Source organism: Halomonas sp., assembly GCF_034520545.1.
Taxonomy (GTDB): Bacteria; Pseudomonadota; Gammaproteobacteria; order Pseudomonadales; family Halomonadaceae; genus Halomonas.
This window is the reverse complement of the sequence record NZ_JAXHNN010000009.1, coordinates 415,330-440,374: the sequence shown is the minus strand read 5'-3', so window position 1 is coordinate 440,374 and position 25,045 is coordinate 415,330. Positions and strand designations below refer to the sequence as shown.

The 25,045-nt window shown below is 61.5% G+C and carries 21 protein-coding genes; 1 reads left to right on the top strand and 20 read right to left on the bottom strand.

Annotated elements, in window-relative coordinates; genetic code table 11:
* Positions 1–624: 624 nt before the first annotated feature.
* From U5L98_RS07060 to U5L98_RS07005, 12 genes are all read right to left on the bottom strand, one after another.
* Positions 625–936, bottom strand: coding sequence for a chaperone modulator CbpM (locus U5L98_RS07060; RefSeq protein ID WP_322557614.1), 312 nt, complete (start codon positions 934–936; stop codon positions 625–627).
* A gap of 3 nt (positions 937–939) precedes the next feature.
* Positions 940–1,890: a DnaJ C-terminal domain-containing protein gene (locus U5L98_RS07055; RefSeq protein ID WP_322557613.1), complete on the bottom strand. Its 951-nt coding sequence runs from the start codon at positions 1,888–1,890 to the stop codon at positions 940–942.
* 116 nt (positions 1,891–2,006) lie between these two features.
* Positions 2,007–2,303 (bottom strand): metalloregulator ArsR/SmtB family transcription factor, encoded by a 297-nt coding sequence (locus tag U5L98_RS07050; RefSeq protein ID WP_416208213.1) that lies wholly within the window; start codon positions 2,301–2,303, stop codon positions 2,007–2,009.
* A gap of 161 nt (positions 2,304–2,464) precedes the next feature.
* Positions 2,465–3,694, bottom strand: a complete 1,230-nt coding sequence (gene arsJ, locus U5L98_RS07045) for an organoarsenical effux MFS transporter ArsJ (protein ID WP_322557611.1) — start codon at positions 3,692–3,694, stop codon at positions 2,465–2,467.
* Positions 3,695–3,701: 7 nt separating this feature from the next.
* Positions 3,702–4,718 (bottom strand): ArsJ-associated glyceraldehyde-3-phosphate dehydrogenase, encoded by a 1,017-nt coding sequence (locus U5L98_RS07040; RefSeq protein ID WP_322557610.1) that lies wholly within the window; start codon positions 4,716–4,718, stop codon positions 3,702–3,704.
* A 29-nt stretch (positions 4,719–4,747) separates the two neighbouring features.
* Positions 4,748–5,173, bottom strand: a complete 426-nt coding sequence (locus U5L98_RS07035) for an arsenate reductase ArsC (RefSeq protein ID WP_322557609.1) — start codon at positions 5,171–5,173, stop codon at positions 4,748–4,750.
* A gap of 343 nt (positions 5,174–5,516) precedes the next feature.
* Positions 5,517–6,248, bottom strand: a complete 732-nt coding sequence (phoU, locus tag U5L98_RS07030; RefSeq protein WP_322557608.1) for a phosphate signaling complex protein PhoU — start codon at positions 6,246–6,248, stop codon at positions 5,517–5,519.
* Between the two features lie 41 nt (positions 6,249–6,289).
* The gene (pstB, locus tag U5L98_RS07025) at positions 6,290–7,156 is read right to left on the bottom strand and encodes a phosphate ABC transporter ATP-binding protein PstB (protein WP_322557607.1); all 867 of its coding nucleotides are present in this window, start codon (positions 7,154–7,156) and stop codon (positions 6,290–6,292) included.
* 62 nt (positions 7,157–7,218) lie between these two features.
* A complete protein-coding gene (pstA, locus tag U5L98_RS07020; RefSeq protein ID WP_322557606.1) occupies positions 7,219–8,151 on the bottom strand; it encodes a phosphate ABC transporter permease PstA in 933 nt (310 codons plus the stop codon).
* A gap of 7 nt (positions 8,152–8,158) precedes the next feature.
* Positions 8,159–9,100 (bottom strand): phosphate ABC transporter permease subunit PstC, encoded by a 942-nt coding sequence (gene pstC / locus U5L98_RS07015; RefSeq protein ID WP_322557605.1) that lies wholly within the window; start codon positions 9,098–9,100, stop codon positions 8,159–8,161.
* A gap of 100 nt (positions 9,101–9,200) precedes the next feature.
* Positions 9,201–10,193, bottom strand: a complete 993-nt coding sequence (locus tag U5L98_RS07010) for a PstS family phosphate ABC transporter substrate-binding protein (protein ID WP_322557604.1) — start codon at positions 10,191–10,193, stop codon at positions 9,201–9,203.
* Between the two features lie 271 nt (positions 10,194–10,464).
* Positions 10,465–11,649: a Bcr/CflA family multidrug efflux MFS transporter gene (locus U5L98_RS07005; RefSeq protein WP_322557603.1), complete on the bottom strand. Its 1,185-nt coding sequence runs from the start codon at positions 11,647–11,649 to the stop codon at positions 10,465–10,467.
* A gap of 135 nt (positions 11,650–11,784) precedes the next feature.
* Between U5L98_RS07005 and tal the strand changes: the two genes are divergently transcribed.
* Positions 11,785–12,723: a transaldolase gene (tal, locus tag U5L98_RS07000; RefSeq protein WP_322557602.1), complete on the top strand. Its 939-nt coding sequence runs from the start codon at positions 11,785–11,787 to the stop codon at positions 12,721–12,723.
* Between the two features lie 16 nt (positions 12,724–12,739).
* On the opposite strand, the gene U5L98_RS06995 is transcribed toward tal, so the two are convergent.
* The 8 genes from U5L98_RS06995 to U5L98_RS06960 all read right to left on the bottom strand — a co-directional run bounded on the left by U5L98_RS06995 (position 12,740) and on the right by U5L98_RS06960 (position 25,034).
* Positions 12,740–13,249: an STAS domain-containing protein gene (locus U5L98_RS06995; protein ID WP_322557601.1), complete on the bottom strand. Its 510-nt coding sequence runs from the start codon at positions 13,247–13,249 to the stop codon at positions 12,740–12,742.
* Positions 13,236–14,450, bottom strand: coding sequence for a PP2C family protein-serine/threonine phosphatase (locus tag U5L98_RS06990; protein WP_322557600.1), 1,215 nt, complete (start codon positions 14,448–14,450; stop codon positions 13,236–13,238). Before U5L98_RS06990 ends, U5L98_RS06995 begins: the two co-directional genes overlap by 14 nt.
* Before the next feature lie 12 nt (positions 14,451–14,462).
* A complete protein-coding gene (locus U5L98_RS06985; RefSeq protein ID WP_322557599.1) occupies positions 14,463–15,230 on the bottom strand; it encodes a VacJ family lipoprotein in 768 nt (255 codons plus the stop codon).
* Positions 15,231–15,267: 37 nt separating this feature from the next.
* Positions 15,268–16,389, bottom strand: coding sequence for a beta-ketoacyl-ACP synthase III (locus U5L98_RS06980; RefSeq protein ID WP_322557598.1), 1,122 nt, complete (start codon positions 16,387–16,389; stop codon positions 15,268–15,270).
* Positions 16,386–20,417, bottom strand: a complete 4,032-nt coding sequence (gene hrpA, locus U5L98_RS06975; RefSeq protein WP_416208184.1) for an ATP-dependent RNA helicase HrpA — start codon at positions 20,415–20,417, stop codon at positions 16,386–16,388. Before hrpA ends, U5L98_RS06980 begins: the two co-directional genes overlap by 4 nt.
* Positions 20,418–20,618: 201 nt before the next feature.
* Positions 20,619–22,295, bottom strand: a complete 1,677-nt coding sequence (locus U5L98_RS06970; RefSeq protein WP_322557597.1) for an AMP-binding protein — start codon at positions 22,293–22,295, stop codon at positions 20,619–20,621.
* 101 nt (positions 22,296–22,396) lie between these two features.
* Entirely contained in the window at positions 22,397–23,185 is a 789-nt protein-coding gene (locus U5L98_RS06965; protein WP_322557596.1) for a class II glutamine amidotransferase, read from the bottom strand.
* Positions 23,178–25,034, bottom strand: a complete 1,857-nt coding sequence (locus tag U5L98_RS06960; protein WP_322557595.1) for a vWA domain-containing protein — start codon at positions 25,032–25,034, stop codon at positions 23,178–23,180. Before U5L98_RS06960 ends, U5L98_RS06965 begins: the two co-directional genes overlap by 8 nt.
* Between the last annotated feature and the right edge of the window lie 11 nt (positions 25,035–25,045).

Sequence of the window (25,045 nt, the reverse complement as noted above, 5' to 3'; positions counted from 1 at the left end):
AGCAGCCTTTGTTCATCGGTAAGAGGCAGTGCGGAAAATAGTGGCGGCGTTGTAAACGACATGCGGACTCGCAAGACTCATTGATATAACTGATAGTAATTTTCACATATCTTATAACGATATGCAAATATCCATAGGTTCAGCTGACCTTCGGTGTCAGGCCGACTGTCGTGCCCTCTGATAGCCTGTTCTTGTAAACCAGCAAGCAAGAAGGGGGGCGCAGGGAGACCTCATGCCTCGTTACTCCGAGGAACGCCAAAACGCCGTAGCGGACAGGTTGCCGCCTCCTCACAACCAGTCACCGCAAGAAATCGCGGAGCAAGAGATCGCAGAGCAAGAAGGGATGTCCCCGCAAGGGATCGCGGAGCAAGGGGGGGTCACCGCAAGGGATAGCGGATCAAGAGGGGATCTCGCTGGGCAACGTCTACGAGTAGCACAAGGAGGACCGTGCCGAGGGGTGTTGCTCGCCCGATGCCTTGGGCAAAGGAGCCAATAGCGGGTCCTCCCGGGACAACGTCAGCGCCGTGGTCGAGACCACCGCGATGAATACCGAGCCGACGACCGAGTATTGCCGGCGTCGTGGCCTATACCGATACCGAACAGCTGAAGCGATAGCGAGCGATGCTAATCGTCGCTCAGCCCTGCAGCCCGGAGCCGCTCTCTGAGGCGCTGGTTCTCCTCGATCAGGTCGGTCGCCAGCGCGGCAAGCTCCGGCGCTGCCTCGAAGTCGCGCTCCAGCTGGCACATTCGTCGGGCGCGGGTCAGGTCATGACTGGTGAAACGCCAGCTCGCCACATAGGGCGAATCATCGGCCAGCAGGCCACTCTCTATACGCTCGATAACCCAATCGGATTCCACCGAGCAGGCCCTCGCCAAGTCCTCGAGTGTGAGGGTCGCCTCGTCGATCAGTTCGCCGCTGACAATATGCTGCACCATGTCCTAGCCTCCTCTCCGTTGGCGCGGATTGAAAGCGAGTTCATGCGCCATGGTTTCATAGAGTTCCTTCGCCCTGTCGGTATCGGCCGGGGGGAGTACCACTTCGAGCTCGACATACAGATCGCCCGGCTCAGGTCCCGGAATACCGCGACCCTTCAGACGAAGTCGGCGCCCCGTCTGCGAGCCAGAGGGCACCTTAACCTTCACCAGCCCCGAAGGAGTCGGGGTCTCGATGCTGGCACCCAGAGCGGCTTCCCAAGGCGTCACCGGTACCGTTTGATAGACATCCCGGCCTTCGACCCGATAACGCGAATCCGGCGTGAAGTGGATCTCCAGATACAGATCCCCCGCCGGGCCACCCCCGACACCGGGACTCCCCTGGCCTGAAAGGCGAACATGCTGACCCTCCCTCACTCCCTTGGGGATACGCACGTTGAGGGTGTGTTCCCGGGAGACCACGTGCCCTTGCGCATCGACCTGGGGCACTTGCAGGGTTAACGCCCGAGTCGCGCCCTGGAAGGCATCCGTCAGATCGATGAAGACCTTGGCGTGACGATCCTCGCCACGCATCTGATAGGTGCGCCCCCCTCGCCCTGCTCGTCCTGATCGCCCACCCTGGCCGAACAGATTGGCGAAGAAATCACTGAACTCACCAAGGTCGGCCTCCTCGAAACCACGACCGCTGTATTCGAAGCCTGCATCCCAGTCCGGTGGCGGCTGGAAATCCTGGCCCGAGCGGTACTGCTCGGCCAACTGGTCATAGGCGAGGCGCTTCTCCGGATCGGATAGCACGGCCTTGGCCTCGTTGATCTCTTGCATCCGCTGCTCGGCCTCGGGCTCCTTGCTGACATCGGGATGAAACTTGCGCGCCAGCTTGCGGTAGGCCTTCTTGATCTCCTCGGCCGTCGCGGTCTTGGAGACCCCGAGCACCTGGTAGTAATCCTTGAATTCCACTTATGAAAGCTCCGGCTGAGACCATGGTCATCCAGAAGCGCTATGACACGGGAGTCGCTCCTGAAAGGATCAAGCAGTTTGTTTCAAGGCTAGTAGAAGATGGCCGAGGTAAATGCTCAACACATCGCCAGGCGACGCTCCGGCCGGTTGCCCATGCCGTCCAGGCGCTTCTGCAAAAGGGTCAGGCGCTCATCTTGGCCCTTCTCAGCGGCCAGCAGAACCTCGCTGATCCAATCCGGCAGTGCATTGGAGAGACTGTAGTAGACCCACTGGCCGTCACGCCGATCATTGAGCAGGCCGCAATTGCGCAGCTGGGCCAGATGACGCGACACCTTGGGTTGAGATTCCTCCAAGGCGTAGGTCATCTCGCAGACACACAGCTCCCCCTCGCGGCGGATCAGCAGCGTCAGCATCAGGCGCGTCTCGTCGCCCAGGCACTTGAACAGTCTTGCGGGGTCGAGCAGGGTCAAGAGCTATCCCCTCGAGGTACGAAATAAAGCCAATATGTTACGCCAAAGCGCGAAGGACCGACAGCGGCGGCGACGCCCCAAGGTCATTACGCCTCACCGCCGCCTCACCGCCCCGTGGCCTCCCGCGGCAGCGCTAGGGCCATCAGCGCGCTGGCTGCCACCAGGAGCGAGGAGATCCACAGGCAGGCCGCCAGTCCGTAGACCTGATAGACCCAGCCAGAGAGCAAGGTACCCAACAGCCGCCCCATGGCATTGGCCATGTAGTAGAAACCCACGTCCATGGAGACGCCATCGGCGCGCGCGTAGTGGACGATCAGGTAGCTGTGCCAGCTGGAGTTGATGGCGAAGAGCACACCGAAGGCCAGCAGCCCTGCCACCAGCCAGCCCACCTCGGCCAGGGGCAACAACGCCAGCAACGCCGGCAGGCCGGCCAGTGCCAGCGCCCAGAACGCCGTAACGGCCCGGGGTCCGCTCTTGGTCAGACCCGTCAGGCGCGGCGCCTGGGTCTGCACGCCGCCGTAGCCGATCACCCAGATCGCCAGCAGGCCGCCCACCGTCCAGTGGCTCCAGCCATGCTGGTCGTAAAGGAACACCGGCAGGGCAACCACGAACCAGACGTCCCGAGAGGCGAACAGGCACAGCCGCGCCGCCGAGAGCACGTTGATAGCACGCGACTTGGAGAACACCTCGGTGAACTTCGGCTTGCGCTTCTGTCGGCCGAGATCCGCCCTTAGCCGCCAAAGCGACAGCCCCAGCACCACAACAAGCATCACTGCCATGATCACCATGGCGCCCCGGAAACCGATCAGCGTCAGCAGCACACCGCCGAGGAAGAAGCCGGCGCCCTTGAGCGCATTCTTGGAGCCGGTGAGGATAGCCACCCAACGGTAGAGCGAACTCTGGGCACTGGCACTGTCCTTGGGCACCAGCACCTTGACCGCACTCTTGGCGCTCATCTTGTTGAGGTCTTTGGCGATGCCCGAAAGCGCCTGGGCCGCCATCACCCAGGGCACGGTGAGCGCCGCCGAGGGCACCATCAACATCGCCAGAGCCAGGATCTGCAATGCCAGCCCGGCGTTCATGGTGCGGTTGAGGCCCAGCCTCGCCCCCAGCCAGCCCCCCACCAGATTGGTCACCACGCCGAAGGCCTCGTAGAAGAGGAACAGCATGGCCACTTCCAGCGGCGAGTAGCCCAGCTGGTGGAAGTGCAGCACCACCAGCATGCGCAGGGCGCCGTCGGTCAGGGTGAAGGCCCAGTAGTTGCCGGTGATCAGCAAATACTGGCGCACCTCGAAGGGCAGCGCCTTGATTCGTGCACCGAGTGACTCAGCCATGACCCACCTACTTATTCCCTACCATGAGAGCCAGCTCGGCGGTGCGATTGGCGTAGCCCCACTCGTTGTCGTACCAGGCGTAGAGCTTGAGCTGGGTGCCGTTCACCACCATGGTCGAGAGGGCATCGATGATCGCGCTTCGCGGGTCGGTGCGGTAGTCGATGGAGACCAGCGGGCGCTCCTCGTAGCCCAGGATACCGGCGAGCTCGCCCTCGGCGGCGGCCTGGAGGGCCGCGTTGACCTCCTCCACCGTCACCTCGCGTTCCAGCTCGAAGACCATGTCGGTCAGCGAAGCGTTAGCCAGGGGGACGCGAACGGCATGGCCGTTGAGCTTGCCTGTGAGCTCCGGGAAGATCTCGGTGATCGCCTTGGCCGAACCCGTGGTGGTGGGAATCAGGCTCATGCCGCAGGCCCGAGCGCGCCTGAGATCCTTGTGGGGGGCGTCGAGGATGACTTGGGTGTTGGTGATATCGTGCACCGTGGTCATCGAGCCGTGGCGGATACCGTAAGCCTCATGGATCACCTTGATCACCGGCGCCAGGCAGTTGGTGGTGCAACTCGCCGCGGTGACGATGCGATGGACGTCGGGGTCGTACTTGTCGTCGTTGACGCCGACCACCACATTGAGCACATCGGCATCCTTGAGCGGTGCCGTGACCACCATCCGCGCCACGCCCTGATCGAAGTAGGGCGCGAGCTGCTCGCTCTTCTTGACCACTCCCGAGGCCTCGATCAACACGTCGCACGCCGACCAGTCGCTCTCGTCGAAACCGCGATTGGTGCTGAAGGCGATAGGACGGTCGTCGATGCTGAGCACCTCGTCCTCAGCGGCGATACCACTCCCCGGCGACCAGTGGCCGTGGACGGAATCGAACTCGGTCAGATGAGCGAAGGTGGCGGCGTCGCCGCCGGGGTCGTTGATGCGCGCGATCTCGACCTCGCCGGCCTCGACGAGGGGCCAGAGGCTGCGCAGCACCAGACGACCGATGCGGCCAAAGCCATTGATACCGATACGTACTGTCATGGGAATCCTCGTGTTGCGTCGTTACGTGATTAGCGCTGGATATCGTCCCGCGCCTTGATCTGCAGCCACAGCGACAGGCGCTGACGGATCTCGGCCAGCGCCTGCTCATAGGCATTCCGGCGCTCGATCAGGCGCGGGTCGCGAATATCCCAGTAGAGATGCTCGTCACTGCTGCCTTGCCAGTCACGACACGCCTGTTGAGCCTTGTCGCAAAGCACGATCACCGCCGCGAAGTGCTCACCGGCGAAGTCGTCCAGCGACTTGCTGGCCAGCCCTTTGGTGGAAATTCCCTGTTTCTCCAATGCCTCAAGGGTCAACGCAGCGGGTTCATCGGGCTCGCTGCCCGCACTGAGGGCCTCGAACTTGTCGCCGGCGAGGTGGCGCAGCATCGCCTCGCCCATCAACGAGCGGGCGGAGTTGGCATTGCACAGGAAGAGCACGCGCTGTTTTGCCATGGGAATGGCTCCTGAAATATATGGAATATCATATATAACGCGGCGGGATGTCAATGACGTGACAACCGTTGCGACAACGGGGAGGCGCTTGCCTCCCCGTTGTCATCGACCGCCAGGCGGCGTCAATGGGTTAGCCTAAGAACCTCGGTAACTCGGTAACTCGGTAACTCGGTAACTCGGTAACTCGGTAACTCGGTCATCAGAGTTGACGTTGATTCCGTCCCTTATACCCCCGAGTGCCAGGCTGTATCACGCAGGCCAAAATGTCACTCAAAGAACGTAAAAAAAAAGGATAATGCAGAATTAATAACTTATAGTACCTGATAGGTGAAAAGCAAATAACTCAACGATGAATAACCTGCTCCGCCTTGTCCATTGGCGCATGGCGAACGTCTTCACCTTTAACTATATAAATAACATGTTCAGCAATATTGCATGCATGATCGCCAACTCTTTCCAAAGCATGGAGCATCCATATAATGGAAAGACAATTGGTAACTTCCCGCGGATCCTCCATCATATGAGTAGACAAAGAACGCACTGCCATTTTATATTCATCATCAACGCGCCTATCTTCTTTCATCACACTTAATGCCAACTCAGTATCAAAATTAATAAAAGAGTCAAGAGCATCCTGAAACATTGAAACAACATGTTTAGCGATTTGTCGAGTCTCGACAAAACCTATGGGAGCTGACATTGTCTCAGTTCTTTCATTAAACATTGAAAGGGTGCATTTTGCGATTTTTTTAGCTTCATCACCGACGCGTTCAAGATCAACTACCATCTTCACAATAGAAACGACAAAACGTAAATCGCTGGCGGTTGGCTGCCGCTTAACAAATACACGGCTAGTTTCTTCATCAATAAGTATCTGAAGTTTATCGACACTTTTATCATTGGCACGAATTTCTTGTGCTAATTCACAATCTTGATTTTCAAGAGCCTCCATAGATTTTTGAATCTGAGATTGAACCATATCTCCCATCTTCAACAAATTAGATTGCAAATTTTCCAGATCCAAATTGAATTGCTGTGATGTGTGGCGCAAATGGCTTTCATGACTCGTGGTCATAATAGATCTCCAGTTCTGCTACTGCGAGAATAATAACGGTCTTAACCAAAGCGACCTGTAATGTAATCTTCCGTACGCTGGCACTTAGGCCGCTGAAAAAGTTCGCCGGTCTCATTGTATTCAATCAGCTTTCCGAGATACATATAAGCCGTATAATTAGATATGCGAGCTGCCTGCTGCATGTTGTGCGTTACAATCAGCACCGTCACTGTACCTGAAAGTTGATTGATCAAGTCTTCAATTTTTGCCGTCGCGATCGGATCCAGAGCAGATGTCGGTTCATCCAGCAGGAGAATTTCTGGTTTGACCGCCAGTGCCCGAGCAATACACAAACGCTGCTGCTGCCCACCTGACATGCTCAAAGCCGGCTGGTGAAGCCGATCCTTGACTTCATCCCACAAAGCCGCCTGTCTCAGCGAAGTTTCAACAATTTCATCGAGGGTTTCACGCTTGCGAATGCCACGGATTTTCAGGCCAGCGATCACATTCTCGTAAATCGATTTCGGGAAGGGATTCGGCTTCTGAAACACCATACCGACCCGCATCCGGACAATGTTCGGATCCAGATCAATCAGGTTTTCATCTTCCGGTAAAAGGTTGATGGAACCCGAGTATTTTACCCCCTGATAAAGGTCGTGCATACGATTGAAACAGCGCAGAAAGGTGCTCTTACCGCATCCAGAGGGACCGATCAGCGCCGTTACTTTCTTATCCACTAGCGGCATGCTGACATCGTCAATCGCCTGGGTGCCATCAGCGTACCAAAATTTCAGGTTGGATACCCTGGCCCGCAACGCGCCTTCTGGCTCAAGGTACCAATGTTCACGGGTTTCACTGGGTTTCCCGGTTTGTCTACCCTGATGGGCAGACTCACTGATTTGTATTGAAGACGTCTGATCCGTACTCATGGGTCGCCCCTTTTAAACCTTAAATTTAGATAGCTTACCCGAACAATTTGACAATTGTTCGATCAGGACTTTCGGGCCCGATAGCGAATATAAATAGCCAGTCCATTCATCGCCAGCGTCATCACGATCAGCACGGCACCGGCCGCCGCTGCCGTAATCTGGAAGTCGGCTTGCGGCCGGGAAACCCAGCCAAACATCTGAATGGGCATGACGGTAAACCCACTATTCAACCACTCAAAACTGATGAACGGAAAATCACCACCAACCGGAGACGGCGGCAGGAAAGCAATATACGAAAGCGCGCCAATGGTGATAATCGGCGCCGTTTCACCAATGGCACGGGAAAGCCCGACGATCGCACCGGTGATAATGCCAGGCTTGGCGGCCGGAAGGATATACAGGGACATGGTCTGCCACTGGTTGGCACCAAGTCCATAGGCCGCTTCTCGCAGTTCGCTGGGAATTGAGCGTATCGACTCCCGGGTCGAAACAATGACAATCGGCAGTATCATCAGCGCCAGCACAAGCCCCGCGACCAGCACCGTCTCGCCCATCCCGAAAGTCTGGACAAATAGCCCGAGTGCCAGCAGGCCATAGACAATCGAGGGAACACCGGCCAGATTGGATACGTTGATTTCAATAATGTCGGTAAACCAGTTCTTGGTCGCGTATTCCTCCATGTATAGCCCGGCACCAACACCCAGCGGAACAGCGACAACGGCCGTCACCAGCATAACCATGATGGTGCCGACCCAGGCGGAAAGAATACCGGCTTCCAGAGGCTTTCGCGATGGAAAGCTCGTGTAGAAGTCCGGGTCAGTCCACTGTGGCGCCCCGCGGATAGCCAGATCGAGGAACAGTGCTAACAAGGTCGTTATGGCAATAAATAAAACGATAATCCCTAGGGACGCGAAGATAATGTCCCAGGAACGATTCTTTCTGGAAATCGCCGCGTAATCGATACCGCTTTGTATGTTAGTACCCATTGTGTTCATAGTCACCTCAGTAAGCCTGGCGGTAGCGCTTGCGCAGGAAGAAACCAATCAGATTGAAGATCAATGTCAGCAGAAAAAGCACCAAACCAGCCGCAAAGATCGACATATAGGCAATGGAACCGTGGCTGACGTCACCCATACTGACCTGCACAATAAAGGTAGTGATCGTGGCCGCGCCTTCCATGGGGTTGAAGGTGAAGTTCGGCATCTGGCCTGCGGCGATAGCCACCACCATGGTTTCACCCACGGCTCTAGACATGGCGAGAATAAAGGCGGCCGTGATGCCGGATATGGCAGCAGGAATCACCACCTTGACGGCGGTGTGGAAGCGGCTGTAACCGAGAGCGTAAGCGCCTTCACGCATGCTGTTGGGCACCGCCCGCATGGCGTCCTCGCTGAGGGAGGTAGTATAGGGCAGAATCATGATTCCCATCACCAGCCCCGGCGACAGCATATTGAAGCCCGGCAGCGATGGAAGAAACACCTGGAGTAGGGGAGTAACCAGAAACAAGGCAAAGTACCCGTAAACCACGGTGGGAACACCTTCCAGAAGCTCCAATATCGGCTTGACCGATTCCCGGACCTTATCTGGGGCGTACTCGCTGAGATACACCGCCAGGGTCAGGCCGAAAGGAATCGATACTCCCAGGGCAATACCGGACACGACGAGGGTGCCCGACAGCAGCGGCCAGATGCCGAAGGTCGGTACGGAAAACATTGGCGTCCAGCTGGTGCCGGAAACAAACTCCCACACCGAGACTTCTTCAAAAAACACCAACGCTTCGCTTAGCAACACATACACAATACCGACAGTAACAAGCACGGACACTGCTGCGGCCACCATTAGCACGTAGCGTGCAACTTGGTTGACAATCTCACGCCTGCGAAGAAAGTGAGCGGACACCTGAAGCCCGGAGGACTCAGGGCGCACGGAATTGGGATCAGCCATTGGTTTTACGCCCAGCTTGAATTAAAAAAATGACAGCGCGCATAATAGCAGAAGCGAAGGCATGTTCGCCCCCGCCTCTGCTGACTTTCAATGAGCCTAATCAGTAGTGCTTTTTGCGGTTCAGTGTTTCGACCACATCAACACCTACCTCAGAGCCCTGGTAAGCCGTGCCAACTTCGCGATCATTCAGGACCCGCAGAGCTGCTGCACGAACACGCTGGCCGTTAGGCACATAGCCAACCTCGCTGATCAGCTCCTTGTTTACGTCGCGGTAGATGAACAGAAGGAACTTTTCAACGTAGTCCTTTTCCTCTACGGACGCCTTGTTGGCGTAGTAGTAGAGCGGACGGGTCAGCGGCTGATATTCCGCATCGCCGGCGGTCTGCATGCTCGGCATGACCGGCTCACTGCCTTTCCAGGAGATCGGAACCCCTTTCAGCTTGTTCTCGTTCTCCAGATAGTAGGCCAGGCCGAAGAAACCCAAGGCTTCTTGATCGTTGGCAACACCCTGTACGAGCACGTTGTCGTCTTCACTGGCGGTAAAATCGCCACGACTGGAATGCTCTTCACCCACAATGGCAGCGGTAAAGTAGTCGTAGGTGCCTGAGTCTGTGCCTGCGCCGTAGAGGTTCAAATCACGATCCGGGAAGCCCTCGCGAATCTGGTTCCAGTTGGTGATCTCACCCTGAGCTTCCGGCTCCCACATTTTCTTGAGCTCTGCCACAGTCAGATAGTCCACCCAGTCGTTTTCCGGGTTAACTACTACACTCAAGGCATCCATGGCGATCGGCAATTCGATGAACTCGATGCCGTTCTTCTTACACTGTTCAAGCTCACCCGGACGGATCGGACGGGAAGCGCCGGTGATGTCGGTTTCACCGCGACAGAATTTCTTGAAGCCGCCACCGGTGCCGGACAGGCCTACAGTCACCCGAATGTCGCCGCGATGCTTCTTACCGAACTCTTCGGCCATTGCCTCAGAAATCGGGAAAACGGTACTTGAGCCGTCAACCTGGACGGTATCCACGGCATAGGCACTCTGGGCAGTCATCGAGCCGGCAAGGACGGCACCGATCAAAAGATGTTTTTTCATGCTTCTCTCCAGTTTGCGTTCAGCGCTTTCAGGTTTGCGGTTCGTAAAGCGGTCTCTTATTGACGTACAGCATGCAACCGTTGTGTTACATAGCTTGCCCCAGAAAGATGACAGCTTCGTGACAGCCCCGTACCAGCCAGAACCCGGGATCAACGTGGTGCTGAGCACAGTGAGCCACCTCCGCGATGCCTATCCTGCCGCAATGATAATGACAGCTTCATGACAGAATGAACGAATTTCTCGCGCGGGGGCAAAGGAGAATTCACAACCCTCAAGCCTGTTCGCCGCGGCCCGCCAGAACGCGGATACCGAGGTTGGCCAGCAACGAGGCGCCGAGCATGGTGCTCACCACTGGCCAGGCGCTGTCCACCTCGAAAGCGCCCACCAGCACCCCGGCCAGGGCGCCGCTGGAGAACTGCAGGCTGCCCTGCAGAGCGGCCGCGGTGGCACTCATGTGATGGAAGCGGTCGAGCAACGAGGTGATGGCGTTGGGGGCAATCAGGCCGATGGTGCCGGCAAAGAGCACGATCAGCGGCACCATGGTGGCAAGTGACTCCAGCCCGCTGGCCACCATGAACACCAGCCCGAGGCCAGCGGCCAGCTGGATGCCCAGCCCCAGACGCAGATTCTGCAAAGGCGTGCGCCACCTCAGCAGACGAATGTTGAGGCGGTTTGCGGCCACCATGGCCACTACGTTGATACCGAAGACTAGCGGATAGAGCGATGGCGTCAGGTCGAAGTGTTCGAGATAGAGAAACGGCGAGGCGGTGATGAAGGCGAAGAGCCCGGCAAAGGACATCGAGGCAGCGGCGATGAAGCCCATGGCGCGACGATCGCGAAACACACTGACGTAGTTGGCCAGCACTCTGGACGGCGTGGCCGATGATCGACCCGGCGGTCGCGTCTCGGGCAACCGGGTGCCCAGCAGCCACATCAAGAAACCGGCGTAGACGGCAAGGAAGACAAATATCAGCCACCAGCCGGCGAGATAGAGCAGCCCGCTACCCACCACCGGCGCCACCAGCGGCGCCATCAACATGATGATCGCCATGGTCGACATCACCTTGGCGGCTTCACGGCCCTCGAAGCAGTCGCGGACGATGGCCGCCGAGTTGACGACGGTCGCGCCGCCGCCCAACGCCTGGACGAAACGCCAGGTAAGCAACTCACCAAGAGAAGCCACCGTGGTGATCACCAAGCTGGCCAACAGGAAGACCACCAGTCCACCGAGCAGCACCGGCTTGCGCCCTACCCGATCGGAAACCGGGCCGAACACCAGCTGCCCGAGGGCGAAGCCTGCCAGAAAGCTCGAGAGCGACAGCTCCGTATGATGGATGCTGGCCCCGATGTGTCCGGCGATCGCCGCCATGGCCGGCAGGTAGGCATCGATGGCGAAGGGCGCCAGGGCCGTATTGGCGGCCACCAGCAGCGCCACGCGTCGAGGGTTCAGGGTCAAGGCGCCTCCAAGGCAGCACGCGGCAAAAGGTAGAGAGCTAATGATACCCCAAACCCCGGTCGCTGCCTCGACCATCTGTATTCGGCCACCCCTTCCTTGCTAGAGTGGCCCGACGACAAACGGAGGGATCCCGACATGGCAGATGACCTGCTTTCACAACTCAAGACCATGACAACCGTGGTCGCCGATACCGGTGACCTCGAGACGATTCGACGCTTCCAGCCTACCGATGCCACCACCAACCCATCGCTGATCCTCCAGGCAGCCCAGCATGAATCACGCCGCGCGCGACTGGCCGAGATCGCCCGCCATGCCACCGACATCGACGATGCCCTGGACGCGGTGGCCGTGGAGATCGGCAGTGAAGTCAGTGCCCTGATACCGGGCTATGTCTCCACCGAGGTGAGTGCCCGCCTGTCCTTCGATACCGACGCCACCCTGGCCAGGGCCCGCTCGCTGATCGAGCGCTACGCGCGCCACGGCGTCGGTCCGGAGCGCATCCTGATCAAGGTGGCATCTACCTGGGAAGGCATTCGCGCCGCCCGGATCCTCGAGCGCGAAGGCATCCACACCAACCTCACCCTGCTGTTCGGTTTCGCCCAGGCTCGCGCCTGTGCGGACGCCGGCGTCACGCTGGTCTCTCCCTTCGTCGGTCGAATTCTCGACTGGCACAAGGCACAGGAGCCCGATGCCGATTTCAGCGGCGATCGCGACCCCGGCGTGCAGTCCGTCAGGCGTATCTACGAACACTTCAAGGGGCATGGCTACGACACCATCGTGATGGGCGCGAGCTTCCGCAATGTCGGCGAGATCATCGCCCTGGCCGGCTGCGACCGTCTTACCATCTCGCCCAAGCTGCTGGAAGAGCTGGCCGACACCACCGGCAACCTGGAGCGCCGGCTCGTGCCGATGGATGCCGAGACCCGCGCCCCGGAGCCCCAGGAAGAGGCCGAATTCCGCTGGGAAATGAACGAGGATGCCATGGCCACCGAAAAACTGGCGGAGGGCATACGCAAGTTCATGAACGATCAGCGCAAACTGGAAACGCTGCTGGGAAAGCTGAGGAAGGAGTAAGCAACCAAGGCCGGGGTCAGTGGTTGTGCGAGGCGGCCTCCTGGGCCTCGAGCATCTCGACGAGAGGCTGGAACTCCTCGCGGTTGTGCTCACTCAGGCGCATCAGAATACGGTGCGCCTCGAGGACCCGCTGGCGGGTTTCCTCGACGTCGGTGGGAATCTCGGGAAGATCGCAAAGCTCGCGTGTCTCGGTGATTGGCGTCTCCACCAGGGTGAAGATGCGCGAGAATCCCATCACGTCGAGCATCCGCCGGACATCGGGGTTGTCGGCAATAATAGTTGGTGGCTCGGTGACCCGGCCCTGCACCGCCATGGCCACCTTGGCGAGGAAGCCCAGGGCGGTGGAGTCCACATTGGTGGTGTCACGCAGGTCGATGATCAGCGTCTCGAGCCCCGGCGTTTCGGCCAGCTGCCGGGCCTGTCGGTCCAGGGTGGCAGACAGCGTCAGACGCACGTCTCCACACAGCTTGAGGACGAAGACCCCGGAATCGAACGCCGCCTTGAGGCGGCCTTCATGGTTTATCATTGCCAAATCCGCTCAACATCATGATCGTCAGGTCGTCTGGCAGTTCCTCATGCCCTGGGGCATTCTCGGCAACGATTTCATCATCGTCCGCCATTTCTCCCAGTGCAAGGCTGCCACGTAGGTCCTCCAGCGTCTCGCTGGCCAGAACCCGCCGCTCGAGTTCCCTGAGCCGCATATCAAGCGTGTCGCCCGGAAGACACTCCAGTATCCCATCCGAACATAGCCACAACCGGAAGTTCTCCGGCAGCTCGCAGCCCAGCCAAGGGTAGTCGACCCCCGGAAAGAGACCGACCGGCATGCCCTCACCGGGCAGCGGTGTCACCTTGCCGTCGCTCACCAGCAGCGGCATGGGGAGCTGAGCGCCCAGCGAATAGTGGAGATAACGTCGTTGATGGTCAATGACCCCGACGAACAGGGTCGCATGCTTGCCGATGCCGGCATCCAGCAGTTCGCGATTGAGCGCCGCCAGCCAGCGCGGCGCCAAGGCTTCAGGATGCTCGCCGTCCCACTCGTGCTGCCAGTGATTGGAGAGATACTTCAGCAGCACGGTGACGAAAGCCGAGGAGGCGCCGTGCCCCGAAACATCGGCAAAATAGAACAGGCTGTAGCGTTCGTCGAAGGCCTGGAAATCGAGAAAATCCCCGGACAGGTAGAGCGAGGGCGCCAGCCAGTAGTCGTAGATGACGTCATTCAGGGTCTGTGGCCGCTGAGGTAGCAGCTTGCGCTGGATCTGTCCGCCGGCCTGCTGGTCGAGGCGCAGCATCGCCAGGTGGGTCTCGAGGCTCTCGTTGAGTTCCTCCAGGTCTTCGTTGAGCTGTGTCAGGCGGGCGCGATCATGCTCACGCTCCGCGGCCAGACAATGCACCTCGATGGCCTTGCCGATCATACGCCGCAGCAGGGACCCATGGCGCAACGGGTCGATGATGTAGTCCACCAGGCCGGCATCGACCGCGCGCAGAAGATCGGCATCCTGGCGCTCGTCGCTGACCACCAGGGTCGGCAGGCGTTCAGCGAGCCGTGTCCAATCGGCGCTGGGCACCGCCCGTGAGTGAGCCACGATGAAAGCGGTTTCCGGGGGCAATCCCTCGATGCTGTCGGCGGCATACACCGCCAGGCCGTCACGGGCGATGGTCTCGGCCAGGGCATCACGCTCAGGCCCCGACACATCGATCACCCCGATCAATTGCTTGGCTGGTGGCATGCTGTCATGGCCTCAATCGGCGAAGGCGTCATCGAAATCCGCATCATCGAAGTCGAACTCGTCGCTGGCGAAGGGGTCCTCACCCATCTCGCCATCGTTGACCTCGAAGCGACGCCGCTGCAGGTATGCGTCGCGAATGAAACTATAGCGATCTCCGCGAATCATCTTTTCCTGATCGAGCAGTCCGGCACGGGTATCGATCACCCTCAAGGCGGTGAGCCCTAAGCGCACCTCGTCATCTTCCACGTAGGTGGTGGGATAGGTCACCATGTCGGCCGGCAGGCCGGCGGTATCGCGAATTGTGCTCGGGCCGAGCAGCGGCAGCACCAGGTAGGCGCCCTCTCCCGCCCCCCAGACAGCAAGCGTCTGTCCGAAATCCTCCTCGCGACCGATGATCTCCATCCGCGAGGCGACGTCGAACAGACCGCCGATGCCGACGGTGGTGTTGACCAGGAAACGTCCAGTAGCCACACCGGCATTGGTACCCTTGCCCTGCAGCAGGCTATTGAGCGCGGTGCGCGGCTCCCCCAGGTTGGAAAAGAAGTTGCCGACACCAGTCTCCACCGGATCCGGGGTAATAAAGCGATAGCCCTTGGCCACCGGCTTCAGCGCATAGCGGTCGATCACATCATTGAAGGCGAACACCTTGCGGTTAAAGCCCTCCCAGGGGTCGTCGGGATTTCGTTCCCGCACTTCGCCGCTGGCGGCACAGCCCGCCGTGGCCACCAGCGACACCGCCAGTGCTCCACGCCCGATCCATCTTGTCAGAACCTGTTTCATCAGTTTCTCGCCTCCCAGCGATTGCCTGTCGTGACGCTCATTGACGACGCACCACCACGCTGCCGGCACTGTATCCCGCGCCGAAGGAACAGACCACCCCGAGCGCGCCGCTCGGCAGGTCGTCCCGATGCAGGTGGAAGGCGATGATCGAACCTGCCGAGCTGGTATTGGCATAGCGATCGAGGATGATCGGTGCCTGTTGGGGATTCGGGTCATGGCCCAGTACACGCCGGGCGATGAGGTCATTCATGTGGCGATTGGCCTGATGCAGCCAGAGCCGCGACAGGTCGTCACCGCCAAGTTCGAGACTCGCCAGGTGATCGGTGATCAGCGCCGCCACCAGAGGACATACCTCCTTGAAGACCCGCCGGCCCTCCTGGACGAAAAGCTTGTCGAAGGCCTGGGGATCGCTGTCGGAGACCCGGTTGAGGAAGCCGGCGTTGTTGCGAATGGCGTTGGAGAAGCGCGTCACCAGGCGCGTACCGAGGATTTCGAAGCGGGCGTCGGCCGTGGCTACGGCGTCACTTTCCAGCACAATGGCGGTACAGGCATCACCGAAGATGAAGTGGCTGTCGCGATCCCGGAAGTTGAGGTGTGCCGAGCAGATCTCCGGGTCGACCACCAGCGCACGCGTGATGCTGCCGGCGCGGATGGCATTGGCGGCAACCTCGATGGCGAAGGTCGCCGAACTGCAGGCGACGTTCATATCAAAGGCGTAGCCGCCCGCGCCAAGCGCCTCCTGGAGTTCCACCGCGACGGCCGGATAGGGCCGCTCCAGATTGGAGCAAGCGACGATGACCAGCTCGATATCCTCGGCCTCGACCCCTGCCTGGCCCAGGGCCTCACCCGCCGCGGCCAGGCCCATCTCGCACTGGATGGAGGGCTCGTCATTGCCGCGCTCCGGCAGCCGGGGCCGCATGCGCTCAGGATCGAGTATGCCCTCGGCGTCGAGCACGTAACGGCTGTGGATGCCCGAGGCCTTGACGATGAACTCGGTGCTGGAGTGCGGCAGCGGCTCGCGCTCGCCGGCGGCGATGGCATCGCCATGGCGCGCGTTCTCGGCGTCCACCCAGGCGTTGAACGAGGCCACCAGGGCCGCATTGTCGATGGCATGCTCCGGGGTGAAGAGGCCGGTTCCGGTGATCACCACTTGGCTCATGCTGTTCTCCCTGTGAGTTCTGTCCAGCGCTTCTCGAGACGCTTGGTGGAAACCGGAAACTTCGTGCCCAACTGCTGGGCGAAGAGCGAGACCCGCAGCTCTTCGATCCACCAGCCGAACTCCAACAGGGCCGGATCCTCTACACCGCCGCGCCGCTCGCTCTCGCGACGCGCGGCAAGTCGTGCCTCGAAATCCTGGACCTCCTGCATGTGCATCTGGTCCCGCATGCGTTCCCGCGGCGCTTTCTCCAGGCGAATCAGCGCCGCTTCCATGTACCGGGGGTACTCCTCGAGCCACTCCCCGGCCTCGCTGACGAAACCGGGATGCACCAGTCGCTGCATCTGGGCCTTGAGGTCACTGTAGACCAGTGCCAGGGCCAGGTTCAGTTGTCCCTTTAGCGCCTTGGTCACGGCCAGGTGACCCTTGAGTGCTTGCTCCAGGGTAGCCACCAGGGTCTCCGCACGAGGAAGCAGTTCGTCGCGCTGCGCCTCGAGGCGCTGTTCCAGTTCGTCTCGCGACCGTGGCAGCGGGTCGGTGGCCACCACCTGGCAGAACACCGCTGCTACCACATCTTCGATGAGCTGTCGTTTGCTGCCCACCTTGGCGAACAGCAGCGCACAGGTCTCGAGCCCCTTCAGGCGCTCGATAGCCCTCACCTGGTCAGGCAGACGTTCCATGGCCGCTCGTACCACACCACGGCGATGGGCCTCACGGGCCTTGTCGGGATGGTCGAAGAGCTCGACCCGGAAGGCATCCTTGACGGGCACCAGGGCCGGGTAAGCCTCCACCCGGATGCCGGCCTGGGTGGTGACCCGGGACTCGGGCAAGGGCGACTCGGGCAGGGCCTCGAGCTCACCTTCGCTGCTGGCCTGTGCGGCCAGGGCCCGTGCGCCCTCCCCCGCGGCGGCCTCGAAGCGACGCTCCAGTTCACGAGCGTCGCGGCCCTGTCCCAGGGTCCGGCCCTGGTGGTCGACCACGCGCAGGTTCATCACCAGATGCGGTTCCAACTGATCGAACCGCCAGTCATCGGGATGCACGCGCACCCCGGTGCGGCGGCGCAGGAACTCGCCCAGCGCCTCGGTGAGCGGCATGTCGTCCGGGGTCATGGTCTCGAGGGCGGCGTCGACCCAGTCGGGAATCGGCACCACCTGGCGGCGCACCGACTTGGGCAGCGACTTCATCAGCGCGATGCACTTCTCGCGCAACAGGCCGGGAACCAACCACTCGAGCCGCGCCAGGGGCAGCTGGGGGAGCATGGCCGCCGGCACGGTCAGCGTCACGCCGTCATCCACGGCACCGGGCTCGAAATGGTAGCTGAGCGGATAGCGCACGCCCCCCAGCATCAGCTCGTCGGGGTAGTCGGCCTCGGTGATCTCCCCCGCCTCCCGCGCCAGCAGGGCAGCGCGGTCAAACTTCAGGATGTCGGGGTTCTCGCGTTCGGCCTTCCGGCGCCAGGCCTCGAAGCCCTTGCCGTTGATGATGTCCGCGGGGATGCGCTCGTCGTAGAAGGCGAACAGGGTCTCCTCATCGACCAGGATATCGCGCTTGCGGGCGCGATCCTCGAGGTCCTCGACCTCCTCCACCAGCGCCCGGTTGTGCGCGAAGAATTCGCCCTTGGTGCGAAATTCGCCCTCCACCAGTGCCCGGCGGATGAAAATCTCCCGGGACTCCTGCGGGGCGATGGGGCCATAGTGGACCTTGCGTCCGGCGACGATCGGCAGTCCGAAGAGGGTGACCTGTTCGGTGGCGACCACCTGAGCGCGCTTCATCTCCCAATGCGGCTCGGCATAGGAGCGTTTCACCAGGTGGCCGGCCAGCGGTTCGATCCACTGGGGTTCGATCCTGGCCACGGTGCGCGCGAAGAGTTTGCTGGTCTCGACCAACTCAAAGGCCATCAGCCACTTGGGGGACTTCTTGGCCAGCCCCGACCCCGGGTGGATCAGGAACTTGCGGTTGCGTGCTCCCAGGTACTCGCGATTCTCGGTGAGCAGCCCCAGGTGAGAGAGCAGCCCGGGGAGCAGTGCCTTGTGCAGGGCCACGCCGCTGTTGCGATGGGCTTCGCGGCGGGCCTTGTCGTCCATTTCCGGAGCATCGGCGGCAGGCCGCGGGGCCGGCGGGGGCACTTCGATCTCCATGTCGCGCAACAACTGGCGCAGCTGGCGGAAGGTGTCATGCCACTCGCGCAGGCGCAGGTAATTGAGATAATGGTCCTTGCACCAGCGCCGTAGCCGATTGCCGGAGAGCTCTTCACGGGCGGCCTCGAAGCCATTCCAGAGGTTGAGCAGGGCCACGAAATCGGAGTCCGGATCCTGCCAGCGTCGGTGCGCCTGGTCGGCGGCCTGGCGCTTGTCGGCCGGCCGGTCGCGGGGGTCCTGCACCGCCAGACCGGCAACAACGATCAGCACCTCGCGAAGCCCACCCTGCTCGGCGCCGGCCAGCACCATGCGTGCCAGGCGCGGGTCGATGGGTAGCCGCGCCAGCTTGCGCCCCAGCGGGGTCAGACGGTTGTCCGCGTCTACTGCACCCAGCTCGAAGAGCAGCCGGAAGCCATCGGTGACGAAGCGCGAATCCGGCGGATCGACGAAAGGGAATGCCTCGATGTCACCGAGCTTCAGCGACAGCATCGAGAGGATCACCGAGGCCAGGTTGGTGCGGCGGATCTCAGGGTCGGTGAACTCGGGCCGGGCGAGGAAGTCCTCCTCGTCATAGAGACGGATACAGACCCCCTCGGCCACGCGGCCGCAGCGCCCCTTGCGCTGGTTGGCACTGGCCTGGCTGACCGGCTCTACCGGCAGGCGCTGGATTTTGGCCCTGTAGCTGTAGCGGCTGAGGCGCACCAGGCCCGGATCGATGACGTAGCGGATGCCCGGCACGGTGAGCGAGGTCTCCGCCACGTTGGTGGAGAGCACGATGCGACGCCCCGCGTGGGGCGCGAAGACACGATTCTGCTCGGCATTGGAGAGCCGCGCGTAGAGCGGCAGGATCTCGGTACCCTTGAGGTCGGCACGACGCAGGGTATCGGCGGTCTCGCGGATCTCGCGCTCACCTGGCAGAAACACCAGGATATCGCGTGGGCCATGGAACCAGCGCTTGTCCCGCTCGACCTGCTCGATCTCCTCCACGGCATGCAGGATCCCCTCCTGCAGAGTGCGATCCTCTTCGTCGTCGTCATCGCGAACCAGCGGGCGATAGCGCACTTCCACCGGGTAGGTGCGCCCAGAGACCTCCACCACAGGCGCGGGCTGGAACCGCCCCTGATCGTCCGAGCGCCCGAAGTGCTCGGCGAAGCGCGCCACGTCGATGGTCGCCGAGGTGATGATCACCTTGAGGTCAGGACGCCGCGCCGTGAGGCGCTTGAGGTAGCCGAGCAGGAAATCGATGTTGAGGCTACGCTCGTGGGCCTCATCGATGATGATCGCCTCGTAGCGCATCAGATCCGGATCGTGACGGGTCTCGGCGAGCAGGATACCGTCGGTCATCAGCTTTACCAGGGTGTCGTCGCTGCTCTGGTCGGTGAAGCGCACCTGGTAGCCCACCTGCTCGCCCACCGGCACCTGGAGCTCCTCGGCAAGACGGCTGGCAACCGAACGCGCGGCCAGGCGCCGCGGCTGGGTGTGACCGATCAGCCCACGGCGCCCCAGGCCCAGTTCCAGGCAGATCTTGGGCAGCTGAGTTGTCTTGCCCGAGCCGGTCTCGCCGGCCACGACCACCACCTGGTGCTCGCGCAAGGCCTCAAGGATATCCTCTCGACGCTCCGCTACCGGCAAGGAGGGCGGGTACTCGAGAGCCACCGGCTTCGCGCGGCGACGTTCCACCTGCTGCCGGGAACGCTCGAGGGCGCGACGCACCTCGGCGAGTCCGCGATCCACGGGCTTGCCCTCCCTGAGGCGACGGCGCAACCCGCGCAGTCGCTTGTCCAGAGTCGGGACATCACGCCGCAGGGCATCAGCCAGGTCGCGGCTCAGGGCCTCGAGTTCGACGGCATCCTGGGTAGACGTGGCGGGGGGCTGGCGGGTCTCGGTGGTCACGGTCTCTACGGTATTCTCCGGGTCTCGATCATCATACAAAACAGCCCGCCCGGGACTCCCGGAGCGGGCAATGCATTGTAACGCCGAGGTCACGATGGCGCCTAATCGCGACCATCAATAGAGTGGCTTTTGATCAGGCTGCAACATGACAACTATCGACTCTCGCGCTTCCTACTGACGGTGGCAGCGTGGCTCCCGGGGTCATCCATCGGTTTTCTCGCGCTCCTCGTCACGTAGCTGGCGTCGCAACACCTTCCCCACGTTCGTCTTGGGCAGCTCGTCGCGAAACTCCACGTACCGGGGCACCTTGTAGCCGGAGAGATCCTTCTTGCACCAGGCTCGCAGGGACTCGGCATCGAGGCTCTCGTCCCGGGCGACAACGAACAACTTGATCGCCTCGCCGCTTGCCTCATCGAACACGCCAACGGCGGCGGACTCGATCACGCCAGGATGACCGGCCACTACGTCCTCGATCTCGTTGGGGTACACGTTGAAGCCGGAGACCAGGATCATGTCCTTCTTGCGGTCGACGATGCGGATATAGCCATCCGACTGGAGCACGGCAATGTCGCCGGTACGGAACCAACCCTCGTCGTCGATCGACCTGGCGGTTTCCTCGTCCCGGTTCCAGTACCCCTTCATCACCTGGGGCCCCCTGACGCAGAGCTCTCCGGCAGCGTCGAGGGGCGCATGCTGGCCATCGGCATCCAGCACCTTGACCTCAGTGCCGGCCACTGGCTTGCCAATGGTGCCAAGCTGGATGGCGTCCACAGGATTGAAGCTGACGATGGGCGAGGTCTCGGTCAGACCGTAGCCCTCGGCAACCGGACAGCCAGTGATCTCCTCCCAGCGCTGCGCAGCGGCGCGGGTCAGGGCCATGCCGCCAGAGATCGTCAGATGTAGCCGGGAGAAGTCGAGACGGCGGAAGTCTTCGCGGTTGCACAGGGCGTTGAAGAGGGTATTGAGCCCGATGAAGCCGGTAAAGGAGACGCCCTTGAGGGTCTTGACGAAGCCATCGAGGTCGCGAGGGTTGGTGATCAGCACCGAGTGATTGCCGGTCTCCATCATGAACAGGCAGTTCACCGTGAAAGTATAGATATGATAGACGGGTAGCGGCGCGATGATGGTCTCGGCGCCGTCGGTCAGGGCCGGGCCGATGGCCTGGCGGGCCTGGAGCATGTTGGCCACCAGGTTGCGGTGGGTCAGCATGGCACCCTTGGCCCACCCCGTGGTACCGCCGGTGTACTGCAGCGCGGCGATGTCGTCCGGACCGCGCGAGACATCCTGATAGCGACGCCCGGCACCGGCGCGCAAGGCCTCTCGCATCGGTGTGGCACCGGGCAACGAGTAGGCCGGCACCATCTTCTTGACGTGCTTGACCACGGCATTGATCAACTGGCGCTTCGGGAAGCCGTGAAGGTCACCCAGCTCGGTGACCACCACATGCTGGATATCGGTACGCTCGAGAATCCGTTCGAGCTTGTCGGCCATATTGGCCAGGATGACGATGGCCCGAACGCCTGAGTCCTTGAACTGGTGGACCATTTCTCGCTCGGTATAGAGCGGGTTGGTATTGACCACTACCAGCCCGGCCCGCAGGGCACCGAAGACCGCCACCGGGAACTGCAGCACGTTGGGCAGTTGAATGGCGATTTGGTCCCCAGGTTGCAGGGTGGTCTCATGCTGCAGCCAGGCGGCAAAGTCAGCAGAGAGGCGATCGAGCTCGGCATAGGTCAGCACCCGCCCCATGCAACTGAACGCCGGCTTGTCGGCAAAACGCGCCACGGATGAGTGGAAGACATCCATCACCGAGGCATAATCGTCGAGTCCCTCCAGGGTCTGGCCGGTCAGGATGGCGGGCTTGGCGTTCTCGCTCATGGGTAGTCTCCACGCTGCGGCTGATGTCATCAGCGGACTTGTTGTTTTGTGCCTCTACCTTATACCAGCGGTTTCACAACTGTAAAACATACGATTGAAACTTACGTTTTAAATCGCGCCTGTATCACGCCGCCCTGCCAGACCAGAAGCTCGCCGGGCGCCATGCGCACCCACGCCTCGTTGTCGGTGAGCGGCTCTGTGGCAATCACCGAGACCACATCGTCGGGCGTGGTGTGCTCGGCGAAATTGACCGCCAACTCGGCATCCGAGAGGCTCGCCCGTCCGAAGGGCGCCCGCCGCGTGATGTGTGCCAGCTTGGTGGAACAGAAAGTGTAGAGGTATTCGCCATCGGCCAGCAGCAGATTGAAAACCCCCAGGCCGCGAAGTCGTTCGCAGAGACCGTGAAGGGTCCGCCAAAGGGCATGGCGCTGGCCGTCATCTTCCGGCGGTTCAGGAAAGGCGCCGCGCAGTTCACCGAGAAGCCAGCAGAAGGCATGCTCGCTGTCGGTGGTTCCCACCGGGCGGTAGAAGGAGTGTGGCAAGGCCTGCCAATCGGTGAGCTGGCCATTGTGGGCATAGCACCAGGGGCGTCCCCACATCTCGCGGACGAAGGGATGGGTATTGGCCAGGCGCACCTGGCCGACATTGGCCTGTCGAATATGGCTGATCACAATCTTCGACTTGATCGGATAATCGCAGATCAGCCGCGCGATGGGTGAGTGCACCGAGGGGTGCGGGTCGCGGAAATCACGATAGCCGCCCTCCTCGTAGAAGGCGATGCCCCAGCCATCGCGATGTGGCCCGGTGCCACCGCCACGGTGCAGAAAGCCGGTAAAGCTGAAGCAGATATCGGTGGGCACATTGGCACTCATGCCCAGCAGCTCACACATGGGGTTCCTCCCGGTGCACGGGGCGTCGCACACGACGACGCCGGATCAGGCTGGCCACCAGCCACAGCAACACAATCATCGCCACGGCCGCGACGGCACCCCAAAGGCGCGGATCACGGCGATATTCCTCCCATGCCCCCTGCAGGCCGGGCGCTCCCGCCTGCCAGAGGGCATGCGCCTTCTCGGGCAGGCGATTGACCCAGGCGACGAAGCGGTCGGCCGATGTCTCGGCAGGCGACGCTGAGCTACCCCTCTGGCCTCCGTCATCTAGGCGCTCGGTGGAGAGGCTCGTCCCGCCTACATCCGCCAGGTCGATGCCGACGCGGCCCTCGGAGTTGAGCATCAGGCGCGGCAGGGCAAGTTCGCGGGTTTCGCCATCCAGCTCGATGGTGGCGTTGAGCAACATTGGTCGACTCAGTGCCTCGTCGAGCTCAGGCAGGTCGAGATGCCAGCGCGAGGCCCCGACTGTTCGGGCCTCGAGACGCTCCCCTTGCAGCTCGCCATGGATCTCGGTGTTTTCACGATTCAAACGGGGATGCTCCGCGGTCAGGACCACTCGCCCGTCGCTGGGCCGATACACCGCGCCGATGGCCGGCAGCACGTTCACCGCCTGCACCCGTTGGCGTTGGAACGTCTCTCCCTCGGCACGTATCACCAGATGCGCATTGCCGATCAGGGCCGGCGCCGGCAGGCGACCACGGAAACGTCCCGCCTCGGCCTGCAGCGTGACCCGTGACTGTACCGCCCCCTCGGCGTCCTGCAGTGAGACAGACAGGCTGAGTTCCTCGCCTCTCTCGCCGAGGGGATCACCGTCGCGCTCGACCCAGGCTTCCAGCGGGACCTCGAAGCCTAGATAAAGAGTGGCCGGCATATTGGCGGTGCGCAGGTGCAGCGGGGAAGCGACATTGATGCGACTGCCCTCGCCCACCGGCCCTTCCAGACGCCACTCACCAAGCTGGGGATCGGGAACCCTGATCAGGTCGAAGCGAGGCTCCACCTGCCAACGAATGGTATCCGGCGCCTCGTCGGCCCGGTAGCGCGTGCCGTCCGGGGCGACCAGTGTCAGGGGTCCGTCGTCGGGCTCATGGAAGACCAGCGCCGAGAAAGTTTCCACTTCATCGTCGATGGCGAAGCGCCCCGCATCCAACGGCACCTGATCGGCGGGAAAGATACGCTCGATGATGTCGAGGAAGGCGCCCAGCAGGCTCTCGGGATTTTCCACGAGCGTCGCTAGCCCCCCGGTGGATTGAGCCAATCGCTCCACCAGAGCCAGGTCGGCCTGGTCGGAAAAGGCGATGGCATGGATAGCAACGCCCTGGTTGGCCAACTCGGTGGCCAGCTCGTCCACCAGTCTCGCCCGCGAGGCACGGTCGGTGTCGGGCTTGGCTCCACGAGACGGCGGGAGGTCGATCACGCCATCAGTCACCAGTACCAGGTGGCGCCAGCCATTGGCTTCGGCCCTTGAGGCTTCGCGCAGGGCCATTTCGATATCAGTGTACTGCTGATACTCCTGCAGGGCGGGCGGCAGGTCCAGAGCCCGCTCGCGCCAGGCCGCATCTACCTCATCGAGCGGCAGAGGGTTGTCGACCGTCTGGCCGAAGGTCCAGACCCCCGCCGTGGCGCCATTCGGTAGCAGCGCCACGAGCATGTCCAGGGCACTGAGCGCCAGACGTTCGGGATCGTTCTCCTTCATGCTGCCGGAGACATCGACCACCACACGGACGTCCGGATGCCCCTCTGCGCCGAGCTGTGCCAGGGTCGAGCTCGTCGCCCACAGCCACAGGGCACAGCCGAGCGCCAGCGTCCAGATCAGCCGGCTGCGAGACCTTTCCATGCCAAGCCCGCGCATTGGGGCTCCTT